The organism is Nitratiruptor sp. YY08-26 (assembly GCF_016593215.1).
In the GTDB taxonomy this organism is placed as follows: Bacteria; Campylobacterota; Campylobacteria; order Campylobacterales; family Nitratiruptoraceae; genus Nitratiruptor; species Nitratiruptor tergarcus.
Window position 1 is genome coordinate 1,752,179 of sequence record NZ_AP023063.1, and the last position, 13,897, is coordinate 1,766,075.

A 13,897-nucleotide genomic window follows, 5' to 3' on the forward strand; every position below is an offset into this window, starting at 1 on the left:
TAAAATTACCATAATGCTTTTATACCATCAATAATAAACTGCACTGCAATAGCACCGACTATAAGCCCCATTATTCTTGTCAAAATCTTTATACCTGTCACACCGAGCCACTTTGTAATTGCAATAGCATAGCGCAATGTAATATAAACCATTAATGATGAAATAAGTAAGGCTACTACCAAAAGAATATATGCTATATATATGGGATAACTGACTGCTATAGAGTGTTGCAATACAATAATTGTAGCAATAACACCAGGGCCAAAAAGTATGGGGATACCAAGAGGTACTACGGAGATATCCTCTTTATCTTGCGCTTCTTCTTTCTCTTCTGGTGAATGGCGATTTTTTGCCATCTCTCCATAAGCCATATTTATAGCAATAAGCATCAAAATAATACCGCCAATAACTTTGATGGAATTCACATTTATGCCAAAAAAATTAAATATCGCTTCACCACTAAAAAGTGTAATCATTGAAGCTATTAAGACAGTTAATGTCGTTTTTACAGCAATAGGTTTTACTGTTGTTGGGGTAAGTGGAGAGACGAGTGTTACCATGATACTTGCAGCAGCCACTGGATTTAAAATAGTAATCAAAGCTATAGTTGCATGGATAAAGATAGTCAAAAAATCTAATTGCACCCTTCCTCCTTTTTTACCATTGTACACAAAATCTTGACTAAAAAAAAGAATCGCTTTATAATTCGCATACAATTTCGGGGTGTGGCGCAGCCTGGTTAGCGTGCTACCTTGGGGTGGTAGAGGTCGCGGGTTCAAATCCCGCCACTCCGACCAGTCTCTTTAACTTCACTTGCTTTCGCTATAATTTTTGCATGAAAAAATTCTCGATTCCTTGTGTCATCTTTGCTGGTGGTAAAAGTTCACGAATGGGCAAAGACAAATCTCTTCTTCTATTTGGTGATAGACCACTTATCCAGTATCAATATGAGAGGCTATCCCTTATGTTTGAGAAAGTCTATATCTCATCAAAAAGTGATAAATTCGACTTTAAAGCCCCTCTTATTCTCGACAGCAGCAAAGTGTATGCCCCTACTCCTGCATTTTTGGATATTTTTGAAAAAGTCTATGAATTTTTTGCACTGAGTGTAGATACGCCATTTATCAATCAAACTGTCATAGAAAAACTTATAACTGAGGCAAAAAAGCACCCTCATAAAGATGCCATTATTGCACAAACAGACTCTCCCCATCCACTTATTGGAATCTATCGAAAGTCGATTGCACCAAAAATCGAAGAGGCTATAAAGAAGCAAAACTATAAACTCAATGCCATTTTAAAAGAGGCAGATATACAATTTGTAGAATTTAAAGAAGATGAAAAATTTTTAAACCTCAACTACCCACAAGATTTTCAAAAGGCTTTGCAACTCAAAAAAGTTTTGCTATAATTTCGGCTCTCGACCCGTTAGCTCAGCTGGTAGAGCAACTCCCTTTTAAGGAGTGGGCCGTTGGTTCGAATCCAACACGGGTCACCACTATTGCGCTAACTTTTCCGCTTTTTTAGCATCAAAGCCTTTATAGAGTCTGCTTAAAATCTTAAAATTTTGACTTGTAAAAAACTTGGTATTTCCTCCATTTTGTTTCAGTTTCTGATAACTTCTCTTTGCAGCATCTTCATCACCCAAAATTAAATAGGCATCACCCATATACTCATAAGCATAATTCTCTCCCATCTTTACCGCCTCTTTGGCTGCTGCAATCGCTTTTTTTGGTTGCAGTGCTAAAAGATAGTACCAACTTGCTTTACCATAGACTTTTGTCTTATGCAGATAGTCTGCATAAAAAGCACACTCTTGGGATTTACTTGTATCGCCTTTGTGAATAAGGTAATACTCACATTTCATCTGTGATTTGTTGAGATTGCATTTGGTACAAGACTTATCAGCGCCAAAGAGCAAAAGTGGTAGAATAAGCAAAAGTTTTTTCATAATCTCTCCTAAAGGATTAACATGGTTCGACATATTGTCTTTATGAAGTTTCCTGATTTTAGTTTAGCACAAAAAGCAAAAGAAAAACTACTCAGTATGAAGAATTACATCGAAGTGCTACAAGATATAGAAGTGGGAATTGACTTTAGCAGAAGCCCAAGAAGCTACGATCTTGCTCTTGTTACTACGTTTACAACCAAAGAAGATCTTGAAACCTATCGCATCCATCCCTATCACCAAAAGACAATAGTCGCATGGCTCAAAGAGATAGGAACTGAGACGAAGGTAGTGGATTATGAAATCTGATTTAACACATTTAGACGAGAAAAAACGCCCTAAAATGGTAGATGTGGGCGTCAAAGATGAGACTGAGCGCATCGCCGTTGCAAGTGGTATCATCGAAGTGACTCCTGAAGCATTTGAAGCGGTAAAAAATGAAACGACCAAAAAGGGAGCAGTCCTTCATACAGCAGTAATCGCTGCAATAATGGGTGCCAAAAAGACTCCAGATCTTATCCCTATGTGCCATCCACTGCTTCTTACATCTATTAATTGTGATGTAGAGGAACTTCCAGATCTTCCTGGATTTAAACTTATCGTCACATGCAAACTTAAAGGCAGAACCGGCGTGGAGATGGAAGCATTGACTGGAGTAAGTATCGGTCTTTTAACGATCTACGATATGCTCAAAGCCATCGATAAAGGGATGGTGATTAAAAACATTCAGCTTGAGCGAAAAAGTGGGGGCAAAAGTGGCGATTTTGTACGCTAATCGCAAATAAATCGCACTTTTGCTCGCACACTCATACTTTGCTCTCTTTTTGCTGGTTGGGGCGCTTGCACGGAAGCCTTAGCAGCCATGCTTTTTATCACTGGGTAGAGTCTTGTAATATAATCGATGCTTTTAATATCACACTGCTTTGCAAGCCTTTTTCCCGCTTGTTTGCCAAACGCTTTTGCTTTATCGATAACTCCTAGCTGGAGTTTTTGTATCACTTGATTTTGCTTGCTTTGTGAAATTTGCCAATGCGGATAAACTACGCTGTAATGAAAACTCTTTTGCATTCTTTTTTTCAGATTTTCTATCGCTTCAAAGATCTCATTTTGCTTTTGAGGATTTTTGAGAAAAAATTGATAAGAGACAGATCCTTTATACCCTTCGCAAATCCTTTTCTCTTTTTGCCAAAAGCAGTTTTGATGCAACTCATATCGCCCACCCTCATAAGGGATTTTAAGATTGCGAATCGTTTTATCCACCGCACCTAGAGTATTTAAGATTGCCTTCTCTTTTGGATCTTTCATAAATATATGCAAACCAAAACTATAAGTATCTGGCATGAGTTTAGCGCTCCTTGTAAACTCTATAATTATCTCAGTACCATTTGGCGCAGCAACACCGCCAACTAAAAAAAGCAAAAGTAGTACAATAACTCTTTTCATCATAGCACCATCTTAATATCTTCATGTTTTTTAAGGTCTTGATAAATTTTTTCACGTTCCTCTTCAGAGTGAACCATAATATCAGCATTGAAACTTTGGTATTTACCACGATTACTCTGCCTTGAAAATGTGATAGTTGTAGGGCGATTTGTCACACTCTCAATCGCTTCTCTTGTTTTTCTGGCATTTTCACCTATTACTTTGTATCGCCAAATCGTTGGATATTCGATCTGTACTTTTTGATCAAAATCTTTAAGCTCTTTCATGCATACTCCTTTTTATTTTTTATTATCATAACAAAAGCCATCAAAAATATCTGCTACTTAAGTTAAATTTAAGTTTATGCTGGGGTAGAAAAAATCTTTTCAAAGTAGAATAAAAGCTATATTTTTATCTAAACTGTTTCAACCAACTCATTAGCCAATGCTTCTGCTTACTCTAAAACTGTTTTGGTAGCTAACTACTACATATTGGACAGATATCCATATTGCCTGAATATTATTCAAATAATAACTTTTATTTTTGTTCTTGTATTTTCCCTGATAGTCCAGTTTATTGTGGTATTTTCTTTAAATTTTTGAAAACAAGGCAACATGGAGGGATATTTTTTCAAAAATCAATGTTTATTCGTGATGATTTTTTTAATGGAGGTACTTATTTTCCTCACAAATATGAGGATTTTTCAATTTATACTAATTGTTGTTAACTACTACAGTTTTGACTCAACCCTCAAAAGATAAATCATTAGAGGGTTTTATATTAGGAAGTATAAAAAAAAGCCACTTTTCAGTGGCTAAAAAATTATGAAGAATAAGGAACTGTTTTTAATAAAACCTCTTTTTTTATTTGGTATTTTGCACTATCTTCTTCTTCAAACCAGTAAGGATTAACCTGTTCGATTTCAACAGCCGTAATTTGCATTTCCTCATCTATTTTGTCATTTTGACTTCCAGTATTTCCAAAAACAGCAATAGTCAATAATGCCATTATTGTTAATGTTTTTTTCATTGATGCTTCCTTTAAAGTATTTTTTTGGAACGGATATTATACTAATAATTATTATCAATATCTTTATTTTAAAATAGTAAATTTTATTTTTTTGTATTTTTTTATTTTTTGATGATTTTTATCATATTAGATAATAGAGTGTACTAATATTCGCAATTAAATTTGAAGACTCTTTTGTCACCTGCAATGTTAAAATACACCACAGACGCAAGATGAAAATGTACCATCCATGAGATGAGGAAATATAAGAGAATATAATCGCTTCCAAAAATATTTGGAGGCAATAGTGATTACATACGAGGAGTTTGTGATGGTACATACACTTTACAGACAAGGATACAGCATAAGAGCTATTGCAAGGATGACGGGACTTGATAGAAGAACCGTATCCAAAAGACTCAAAGAGGATAAGCTTCTGCCAAGAAAACCGAGAGTTTACAAATCGAAGCTCGATCCATACAAAGAGTATATAAAAAAGAGAATAACTCAAGGGTTGCCGGATAAAATTCCTTCAACGGTAATATACCGGGAGATTACAGCAAAAGGGTATGAGGGGAAGATAAGAATATTGCAGGCGTTTATGAGCGGGCTTTATAAAGAGCATATGAGCGTAAAAGAGGAAGAGGTAGTGCGATTTGAGACAGATCCGGGCGAGCAGGCGCAAGCTGACTGGACGGTGATACGAAGAGGGAAGAATCCCATTTATGCCTTTGCGATGATTTTAGGCTATAGCAGATACGCATTTATCTGCTTTACAGACAATATGCGCTTTGATAGTTTTATAGATTGTCATAAAAAGGCTTTCGCCTTCTTTGGGGGAGTGCCTAGAACCATTCTTTACGACAACCTCAAAAGCGTGGTGATAGAGCATAACGCTTACGGGAATGCAAAACACAGATTTAATGAGAGGTTTTTGGATTTTTCCAAAGAGTATGGATTTATTCCAAAACTTTGTAAACCCTACAGGGCAAAAACAAAAGGGAAGGTAGAGAGAGTTATAGGCTATATGAAAGGAAACTTCTATATTCCTTTGAAAGCAAGACTCAAAAACTCTTCGCTTGTTATAGATACAAAGCTTCTTAACAGCCAGATATTTCAGTGGCTTGAAATTGTTCATAATAGAGTGCACGCAACAACGAAGCAAAAACCAAAAGAGCTCTTTATAAAAGAGCAAAAAGTTCTGCTGCCGCTAATAATTTCAGCCAAGCCAAAAAGCTTGCATAACAAAAAAGAATATGACAATTGCATAGATAAAAAGCTTTCCTTGTCAAATAAAAAGTATAAAAACAGCATAAACATACATAATACAGCTAAGAGTTCTTTAGAGGAGTATGATGCGCTTTTGGGAGTTTGCCATGCATAAAGAGATACACAGTATAAATGAACAGATACAAGAGTATGCTGCGCTTTTTAAACTTCCTGCCATTAAAGAGAGCTTTTCATCCATAGCGCAAGAAGCAGCTAAAAAGAATCTTTCATACAGCCACTTTTTGCTTGAGCTTTTTAGATATGAACATCAAAAGAAGATAGAGCGTTCAAAAGCAACAACACTAAAAATGGCAGGCTTTCCAAAAGTAAAGACCATAGAGATGTTTGATTTCTCATCTTCTGCGGTAGATAGAAATATTATTAATGAACTTTCTACTTTAAGATTTATAGAGAATGCCGAAAATATCCTGCTTATTGGACCAAGCGGTGTTGGGAAAACCCACATGGCCATAGCTTTGGGATATCTTGCTACACAAGCAAGAATAAAAACAAAATTCATCACTGCAGCAGATCTGCTTTTACAACTTGAGATTGCGCAGCAGACCAACAGGTTGCAGCACTATTTCAAAAAGGTTATCAATACGGTAAAACTCTTGATTATCGATGAATTTGGCTATATCAAGCTCAATGAAAACCAGGCCAATCTCTTTTTCCAGGTTATCAATAAACGGTATGAAATAGGATCAATTATCATTACAAGCAATCTATCTTTTACAAAATTCAAGGAGGTGCTCAACAATGATGAAGCGTTAACTACAGCAATACTTGATAGGCTTATTCACCATAGCCATATACTCAATATCCAAGGTGAAAGCTACAGGCTTAAGCAAAAAAGAAAAGCTGGTGTCCTTACTGGACTCGATAACAATTTTTAGTTTCAAAGTGGTACATTTTCACTTCGCATCTTGGTACATTTTTAGGTTGCACTTGACACTCTTTGAAAGAGTTTAAGAAATTTAAAAGAGCCAGTTAAGTCAGCAATCAATTAGCAGCTTTGAATAAGCTTTATTCAAAACTCTCTTTTAATTAATCTTTGTTTATTACCACAATAAACATTAAGTTAATTTTAAGCATAAACAGCTACAATACGCCTCAAGCCTTTAAGAGGCGACTATTTACGATTCGATCCCCTTATCACCTCTACAATCCACAAAAAACTTAGAAGTGACCTTTGATTGAATCGTCTGTGATTCGCTCATTGAAGGTTAATATTTTTTAAAGAGGCATAATGACTTTTACTGATTTCAATCTTAAATCCCAAATCATGAAAGCGATAGAGCAAGCTGGTTTTAAAGAGCCTAGCCCTATCCAAAAAGAGGCAATTCCTGTTGTATTAGCAGGCAAAGATATGGTGGGACAAGCCCACACAGGTACTGGTAAAACTGCAGCTTTTGCACTTCCAATTTTAAATATGCTTGAGCTTGACGGCGAAGCAGAAGCCCTTGTTATTGTTCCTACACGTGAGCTTGCAACGCAAGTAAGCGACGAGATTTTTCGACTCGGAAAATACTTAGGAATCAAAACAGCAACTGTGTATGGGGGAAGCTCCTATTCTAGACAGATTAACCACATTGCCAATGCAGCTGTTGTAGTAGCAACACCAGGAAGACTTTTAGATCTACTTAAAAGCGGTAAAATCGAACTCAATCCAAAATTTGTCGTGCTTGATGAAGCAGATGAAATGCTTGATATGGGCTTTTTGGATGATATAAAAGCTATTTTTAACTACCTTCCAACCAACAGACAAACACTTTTATTTAGCGCCACAATGCCACAGGCTATTAAAGAATTAGCACAACAGATTCTCCATTCACCAGAATTTATCTCTATTACCAAAAAAGATATTACAAATGTAAATATCAAACAGTTTTACTATGTGGTGGATGAGCATGAAAGAGATGAAGCTCTCATTCGTTTGCTCGATTACAAAAATCCTACAAAATCGATCATCTTTTGTCGTATGAAGATAGAAGTAGATCGCCTTGCACAATTCCTTGAAGCGCAAGGCTACAGCGCAAAAGGGCTGCACGGAGATATGCAGCAGCGCCAGCGAGAAGAGACTATCAAAGCCTTCAAAAGAGGAAATATAGAAATTTTAATCGCCACAGACGTAGCAGCAAGAGGACTAGATATTAGCGATGTCAGCCATGTTTTTAATTACCATATTCCTTTCGATCCCGAAAGCTATGTCCATAGAATCGGACGAACCGGGCGAGCTGGTAGAGAGGGAATAGCTATTAGTTTAGTAACTCCTCATGAATTTAAACAGCTCTTACGTATCCAAAAAGAGGTGGGAAGTTCTCTTATCAATAAAGAGATTCCAACCTCTGCCGAAGTAAAAAACGAAAAGCAAAAATCGATACTTGATGCAATCCTCTCTCAGGAAGTATCGAAAGAAGCGATAGAGCTTGTAGAACTTCTTGAATCTCAACTAGATATCTCTACGGCTACACTCAAACTAGCTTCTATGGTTATTAAAAATGATGCTGTAAGTGGAAGTGAAAAGATAGGAAAAAGCCTCAAAGAGATTGAAAAGATGCTTGAGCAGGCAAAAAGAGAGCTCTCACGACCACAAAGAGGTGGCGGACGAAATAGCAGAAGCTACCGGGGCAACCGAAGAGGTCGCAGCTCTCATAGACGATAATTTGCTATAATAGTCCAACTTTACAAAAGGTTGGACTATGAGCAACTTTAAAAAACATCTTATCAAACAGATCGAAGAAGTTAAAAAACCAAGAATCCACAAAATCAAAGAGCTTCTTTTTCAAATCGACAGACTCAGAGCAGAAGTTGAAGCACAAAAACAAGAACTCCGCAGCGATTTAGCTCTTCTTTTTGAAGATATAGAATCCCAAATAGAAAACCTTCCAGAAAATGAGCGTCAAGAGGCTCTGCGCACTTTGCATGAATGCAAACTCCACTCATTGGAGTTTTTAGGTATCTTAGCAGAAACTGTGGAGAGTGCTATCCTCAATGCCTTGGAAAATGGTGAAAATATAGAAGAGACAATCACAGAAATTACAAAAGATCTTGCATTTGAAACGATAAATATCAATGTAGATCCAACCCATATCAAAAATACTAGTACAACCATCATTCAAGTTGCTGCAAATATCGCTGAAGCAAGTATTAATCACGCTGATGAGATCATCAAAGGCGCAATTTATGGTACCAAACAAGGCATCCATAAAAGCCTTGCAAAATTTAATGAAACAGTGGAGTTTACGCCAGATGAGGCGCGCTCACTCATTATAGAAAATTATGAGACTATTATTCAAAATCTCCCTCATATTGATGAGATCTTTTATAAAAGTATCGAAGAGGTAGCACAAAAGAGTGAGCCTGGTATCAAAGAGAAAATCCTGCAAATTGCCGAACAACCAATTTACGATAAACTGCTCACTGAAGCACAAAAAGCAGTCATAGGCTTGAAAAAGAGTTTCAATGAGCTTCTCAAAGAGGCACCATCCATTAAAATCAGTGCTGATGAAGCCAAAAAAATGGGCAAACGTGCATTTGAAATAGCTAAAGAAAAAATCCAGGAGTCAATTCATGCGATTAAAAAATAGCTTAGTCCTTCTAGCAATAATCACAAACCTCTTTGCACAGCAACCACAAGAGGATGAGCTCCAAAAAGCGTTACAAAACTTTTTGCTCATGATGGAAAAGTCTACCCAAACGCTCAAAGAACTCTCAGAAAACGAGCAAAATGCAATTCCTGAAGAGAAAGATAGTTGGCAGCTTTTTTACAAAGATGTCAAAAACAGTGCACCAGTAAAAAAACGCAACGATCTCTTAATAAAAACGCAAATCAATTATAAGTTTCTCACACAAAAAGATATACCAAGTTCTACAATTTTAGTGACAGTTAAGGATGGCGTAGTCGAGCTCTTTGGCAAACTCTATTCAAAAAAAAGTGCTCTTAAAGCCATTGATATTGCCCTCCATACAGCTGGTGTGAAAGAAGTTGTCTCCTATCTCATCATCAAAACACCAGTAAAAGTTTTACTCTAAAACTTCTTGAAAAGCATTACTGCCATCTCCCCATTTTGGTTAGTAATGCTTCATGGAGTATGCCATTGCTAGCTACAATAATATCACCAAATTTGTAAGGCTTTCCTAGATGGTTTGTCACTTTACCTCCTGCTTCTTCTACGAGTAAGATTCCAGCTGCTACATCCCAGGGTTTGAGGTTGACTTCATAAAATCCTGCAAATCTTCCACATGCAACATAAGCAAGATCTATAGCTGCACTTCCTAGCCTTCTGATATCACGGGTATAGGGAAGAAGATTTTTCATAGTCTCAATGACAAAATAAAAATCGGCTCCTTTTTCAGTTTTTGTATAAGGAAAACCAGTTGCCAGCAGTGCATCTATAAGATTTTCTGTATTATTGCATGAGATCGCTTCATTATTGAGAAATGCTCTTTCATCTCTTTTAGCATAAAACATCTCATCCAAAATAGGATTATAAATAGCTCCTTCCAAAGGCTTGCCATTTTCCCAGATACCAACACTAATACATGTATATGCAATATGATGAACAAAATTTGTGGTTCCATCTATAGGATCGATAAAAATCGCTTTCTTTGGCAAAACCCCATCAAAACTCTCTTCACCAACAATAACAAAATCTGGATACTGTTTGGAGAGTCGCTCTTTTAAAAACTGCTCTATTTTAAGATCATACTCTGTTACAAGATCCACTCTCCCTTTTTTATATATCTTTTTATTATGCTCATATCCATAGCGGAGAATCTCTCCTGCCTCTTTTAAAATCTCTTTCATGATTAACCTTCTATTAATTTTTTATTAATTTTTTGAATATTTTTTTGCGTATCATTATAGTGAAAAAATTCTAGGAGGAAACAAAAATGAAAAAAGCAGTTGTGATTTCCACAATCGCTGCGCTTATGCTCAGTGCAGCTACAATCAATTTCAATGAAGCACCAAAAGAGTTTACACGTGTTATGCCAAATAGCGGAACAAATACTGTACTCTCTTTTTATGATGCTATCAAGGATGCAAAGGAAAGTGTTGTCAATATCTCTACCAAAAAAAAGATCAAGATGCCAAATATGCAAAATATGCCATTTTTTAACGATCCCTTTTTCAAGCAGTTTTTTGGCCCTATGTTTCGCGATCGTCTCCCAAGAAACAGAGTAGAAAGAAGCTTGGGAAGTGGTGTAATTATAAGTAGTGATGGCTATATTGTCACAAACAACCACGTCATTAAAAATGCTGATGAAATTACTGTTACACTCCCTGGAGATGATAAAGAGTACAAAGCAAAAGTGATAGGAAAAGACGCTCTTACAGATTTAGCTGTTATTAAAATAGACAAAAAAGGTCTCAAAGCTATTAAAATCGCGGATTCTTCAAAAATAAAACCAGGCGATCTCGTTTTTGCTATAGGTAATCCTTTTGGTATTGGTGAGACCATCACACAAGGAATTATAAGCGCTACAAACAGAAACAATGTAGGCATCAACACCTACGAAAACTTCATTCAGACTGATGCTGCGATTAATCCTGGTAACAGTGGAGGAGCTTTAGTTGATAGCAGAGGTGCACTTATTGGTATCAATAGTGCCATCATTACAAGAAGCGGCGGCAATAATGGTATAGGTTTTGCAATTCCATCCAACATGATGAAAGAGGTTGTCAAAAAGCTTGTAGAAAAAGGAAAAATCGAGCGTGGATATTTAGGTGTTATTATTGAAGATCTCAAAGGTGATCTTAAAGATGTATATAAACATAAATATGGAGCGGTCATCGTAGATGTAACAAAAGATAGTGCAGCAGACAAAGCTGGGCTTAAAAGAGGCGATTTGATAATCGAAGTTGAGGGTAAAAAGATCGAAGATGCTAATGAGCTTAAAACTATCATAGGATCTTACCCTCCAGGAAAAGAGATCACCATCAAATATGAGCGCAATAAAAGAGTACATACTGCCAAAGTAAAACTAGGTAAACGTCCAGGAGGCGAGACTGAAGCTACTCAGAGTCTCAAAGGACTTGAAGTACAAACTCTTGATGACAATCTTCGCCGCATGTACAATATTCCTGAAAATGTTAAGGGAGTCTTCGTTACCAATGTCAAACCAGACAGTGCAGCAGAAAAAGCTGGAATAAAACCTGGTGATGTTATAATTGGTATTGAAGATATAGAAATTACAAACGTAGAAGATCTAAAAAAAGCACTAAAAAATTATAAAACTCCAATACGAGTTTATATTAAACGTCAAGGGATACCACTTATTTTGGTACTCAAATAAATCTTTCCCCTTTACGGGGATAAAAAGGCGCTATATGAAAGTAGCAATGATAGAAGATGATATAGAATTAGCTGAGATATTGAGTGAATATCTCAAAAAATATGGCATAGATGTAGAAAATTATGAAGATCCATTTATTGCCCTCTCTGCACTCCGCATAGCAAAAGATTATGATGCTTTGATTTTGGATTTGACACTACCTGGCATGGATGGTTTAGAGATTCTCAAAAAAATTCGTGAATTTAGCGATCTGCCCATTATCATAAGCAGTGCACGCAGCGATCTTAGCGACAAAGTTATAGGCTTAGAACTTGGGGCAGATGACTATTTGCCAAAACCTTACGATCCAAAAGAGCTAGAAGCGAGACTCAAAGCAATCACGAGACGACGCAGCAAACCACCCAAAGAACCAGATCTTAAAATCTATAAAAATAGACGAGAAATCCATTTTAAAAATAAACCTCTCCAACTCACTCCAGCAGAGTTTGAAGTCCTTGCCTATCTCATAGAGCATCCAAATCAGCCAATTGAGCGAGAAGAGCTCCTCTACACTTGTGAAAACTTGAGCGAAAATGCCTCTGAAAAAACAATTGATGTAATCATTAGCCGCATACGCCACAAACTTGGGGAAGACCCCAAAAATCCCCGCTATATTATCTCAGTAAGAGGCGTGGGCTATAAATTCGTTCCATGAAAAAAACCTCAATTTTTCTTTGGATTACTCTCATCTTTCTCCTCGCCTTCATAGGTATTGGAGCATCTTATATGCTTTCTTTGAAATATATCAAAGCAAATGATAAAAATCAGATGCAAAAGCGGTTCGACTTTATCTCAAAATCTCTCATTTGGCAGCTAGGCACCATTCAAAATCCCAATAGTCTCATTGATGATTTGCAAAAACTCGATCTCCTCCCCATCACACATCCAAAAGAGATTCTCACCATACTTAAAACCTCTCAAATCATCAAACGAACCCGCTATCCTATAGGAGAAATTATTATCCTCAAAAAGAACAGCACCTACTATATCTGGATCCAAAGTTATGGCAATACGCTCTTACTCAAAGATATCTCTCGGGGTATTGAACATCTAAGACTCATCTACACCACTATTTTTGTCATTATGATGGGCTTTTTGCTGCTAATATATATTCTCATTCTCATCAAGCTTCGCCCCCTCAAAAAGATCACCAAAGAGATAGAGAAGTTCTCTGCAGGCAACCTAGAACTCAATCTCAATATCAAAGGGTTTAAAGAGATTAACGAAGTGGCAAATGCTCTACAAAATGCAGCAGATTCACTCAAAAATATTCAAAACTCCCGCAAGCTTTTATTACGCAACATCATGCATGAGCTCAAAACCCCTGTGACAAAAGGGAGAATCCAAGCTGAAATGGTGGAAGACCCCAAACAAAAACAGCGCCTCATTCATATTTTTGAAAAGCTCAACTCTCTCATTAATGAGCTTGCAGCCATTGAAGCGGTCAATGCAAAAATCAAACCAAACCTTGAACCCATCAAACTCTCCGATATTGTGCAAGAAGCAATAAATATCGGTATGTTTGACAAAAAGGATATAGAGATCGAAATCAAAAGTGATCCCACCATTAAAGCAGACTATAAACTCCTCTCCATAGCGGTCAAAAACCTCATCGATAACGCTATTAAATACTCCACTGATCACAAAGCAAAAATCATTGTTGACCAAGATTCCCTTACTATTATCAACAACGCCCCAGCTCTTTCAAAAGATCTCTCCTATTTTTTAGAGCCATTTAGCAAAGAGGGCAAAAAAAGTGGCTTTGGACTAGGGCTCTATCTTGTAAGTAATATTTTAAAAATGCATGGATTTACACTCCATTACCACCACCAAAAAGGGCAAAACCTCTTCATTATCAGTTTTCTTAAACCTTAAAAAATTCATACCATTAATCGATAATAGAGAAAAACT

The 13,897-nt window shown here is 36.7% G+C and carries 17 protein-coding genes and 2 tRNA genes; 13 read left to right on the forward strand and 6 right to left on the reverse strand.

Annotated features, from left to right (window positions below; all coding sequences use genetic code 11):
• Positions 1-5: 5 nt before the first annotated feature.
• Positions 6-644 carry a MarC family protein gene (locus JG738_RS09405; protein ID WP_201337646.1) on the reverse strand — a complete coding sequence of 213 codons (639 nt, stop codon included), beginning with the start codon at positions 642-644 and terminating at the stop codon, positions 6-8.
• Between the two features lie 75 nt (positions 645-719).
• Between JG738_RS09405 and JG738_RS09410 the strand changes: the two genes are divergently transcribed.
• The 3 genes from JG738_RS09410 (at position 720) to JG738_RS09420 (ending at position 1,498) form a co-directional block, all read left to right on the forward strand.
• Positions 720-797: transfer RNA gene (locus JG738_RS09410), tRNA-Pro, on the forward strand.
• Between the two features lie 38 nt (positions 798-835).
• Positions 836-1,411, forward strand: coding sequence for a molybdenum cofactor guanylyltransferase MobA (gene mobA, locus JG738_RS09415; RefSeq protein WP_201337647.1), 576 nt, complete (start codon positions 836-838; stop codon positions 1,409-1,411).
• Between the two features lie 11 nt (positions 1,412-1,422).
• A tRNA-Lys gene (locus JG738_RS09420) sits at positions 1,423-1,498 on the forward strand.
• Here the strand turns inward: JG738_RS09420 and JG738_RS09425 are convergent.
• On the reverse strand, positions 1,499-1,951 hold the full coding sequence (locus JG738_RS09425; protein ID WP_201337648.1) for a hypothetical protein: 453 nt from the start codon (positions 1,949-1,951) through the stop codon (positions 1,499-1,501).
• A 21-nt stretch (positions 1,952-1,972) separates the two neighbouring features.
• Between JG738_RS09425 and JG738_RS09430 the strand changes: the two genes are divergently transcribed.
• Positions 1,973-2,257, forward strand: coding sequence for a Dabb family protein (locus tag JG738_RS09430; protein WP_201337649.1), 285 nt, complete (start codon positions 1,973-1,975; stop codon positions 2,255-2,257).
• Complete coding sequence (moaC, locus tag JG738_RS09435) at positions 2,247-2,723, forward strand: cyclic pyranopterin monophosphate synthase MoaC (protein ID WP_201337650.1); 477 nt, start codon at positions 2,247-2,249, stop codon at positions 2,721-2,723. Before JG738_RS09430 ends, moaC begins: the two co-directional genes overlap by 11 nt.
• Here the strand turns inward: moaC and JG738_RS09440 are convergent.
• The 3 genes from JG738_RS09440 to JG738_RS09450 all read right to left on the reverse strand — a co-directional run bounded on the left by JG738_RS09440 (position 2,720) and on the right by JG738_RS09450 (position 4,399).
• Positions 2,720-3,391 carry a hypothetical protein gene (locus tag JG738_RS09440; RefSeq protein ID WP_201337651.1) on the reverse strand — a complete coding sequence of 224 codons (672 nt, stop codon included), beginning with the start codon at positions 3,389-3,391 and terminating at the stop codon, positions 2,720-2,722. The genes moaC and JG738_RS09440 overlap by 4 nt on opposite strands.
• The gene (locus tag JG738_RS09445) at positions 3,391-3,657 is read right to left on the reverse strand and encodes a YbeD family protein (protein WP_201337652.1); all 267 of its coding nucleotides are present in this window, start codon (positions 3,655-3,657) and stop codon (positions 3,391-3,393) included. Before JG738_RS09445 ends, JG738_RS09440 begins: the two co-directional genes overlap by 1 nt.
• A 535-nt stretch (positions 3,658-4,192) precedes the next feature.
• The gene (locus JG738_RS09450) at positions 4,193-4,399 is read right to left on the reverse strand and encodes a hypothetical protein (RefSeq protein WP_201337653.1); all 207 of its coding nucleotides are present in this window, start codon (positions 4,397-4,399) and stop codon (positions 4,193-4,195) included.
• Positions 4,400-4,673: 274 nt separating this feature from the next.
• Between JG738_RS09450 and istA the strand changes: the two genes are divergently transcribed.
• From istA to JG738_RS09475, 5 genes are all read left to right on the forward strand, one after another.
• Positions 4,674-5,762: an IS21 family transposase gene (gene istA, locus JG738_RS09455; RefSeq protein WP_201337008.1), complete on the forward strand. Its 1,089-nt coding sequence runs from the start codon at positions 4,674-4,676 to the stop codon at positions 5,760-5,762.
• Positions 5,734-6,543, forward strand: a complete 810-nt coding sequence (gene istB, locus JG738_RS09460; protein ID WP_370583670.1) for an IS21-like element helper ATPase IstB — start codon at positions 5,734-5,736, stop codon at positions 6,541-6,543. The genes istA and istB overlap by 29 nt, the downstream gene beginning before the upstream one ends.
• Positions 6,544-6,896: 353 nt before the next feature.
• Positions 6,897-8,312, forward strand: a complete 1,416-nt coding sequence (locus tag JG738_RS09465) for a DEAD/DEAH box helicase (RefSeq protein WP_201337654.1) — start codon at positions 6,897-6,899, stop codon at positions 8,310-8,312.
• Between the two features lie 37 nt (positions 8,313-8,349).
• Positions 8,350-9,237: a hypothetical protein gene (locus JG738_RS09470; RefSeq protein WP_201337655.1), complete on the forward strand. Its 888-nt coding sequence runs from the start codon at positions 8,350-8,352 to the stop codon at positions 9,235-9,237.
• On the forward strand, positions 9,221-9,682 hold the full coding sequence (locus JG738_RS09475) for a BON domain-containing protein (protein WP_201337656.1): 462 nt from the start codon (positions 9,221-9,223) through the stop codon (positions 9,680-9,682). The genes JG738_RS09470 and JG738_RS09475 overlap by 17 nt, the downstream gene beginning before the upstream one ends.
• A 16-nt stretch (positions 9,683-9,698) precedes the next feature.
• Here JG738_RS09475 and JG738_RS09480 read toward each other — a convergent pair whose 3' ends face one another.
• Positions 9,699-10,457 (reverse strand): inositol monophosphatase family protein, encoded by a 759-nt coding sequence (locus JG738_RS09480; protein WP_236583162.1) that lies wholly within the window; start codon positions 10,455-10,457, stop codon positions 9,699-9,701.
• Between the two features lie 86 nt (positions 10,458-10,543).
• On the opposite strand from JG738_RS09480, the gene JG738_RS09485 reads away from it, so the two are divergent.
• From JG738_RS09485 to JG738_RS09495, 3 genes are read left to right on the forward strand one after another with little or no spacing between them, the layout of a single operon-like run.
• Positions 10,544-11,947, forward strand: coding sequence for a DegQ family serine endoprotease (locus tag JG738_RS09485; protein ID WP_201337657.1), 1,404 nt, complete (start codon positions 10,544-10,546; stop codon positions 11,945-11,947).
• A 34-nt stretch (positions 11,948-11,981) separates the two neighbouring features.
• Positions 11,982-12,641, forward strand: a complete 660-nt coding sequence (locus tag JG738_RS09490) for a response regulator transcription factor (RefSeq protein ID WP_084274820.1) — start codon at positions 11,982-11,984, stop codon at positions 12,639-12,641.
• Positions 12,638-13,861, forward strand: coding sequence for an ArsS family sensor histidine kinase (locus tag JG738_RS09495; RefSeq protein WP_201337658.1), 1,224 nt, complete (start codon positions 12,638-12,640; stop codon positions 13,859-13,861). The genes JG738_RS09490 and JG738_RS09495 overlap by 4 nt, the downstream gene beginning before the upstream one ends.
• The last annotated feature ends 36 nt before the right edge of the window (positions 13,862-13,897 follow it).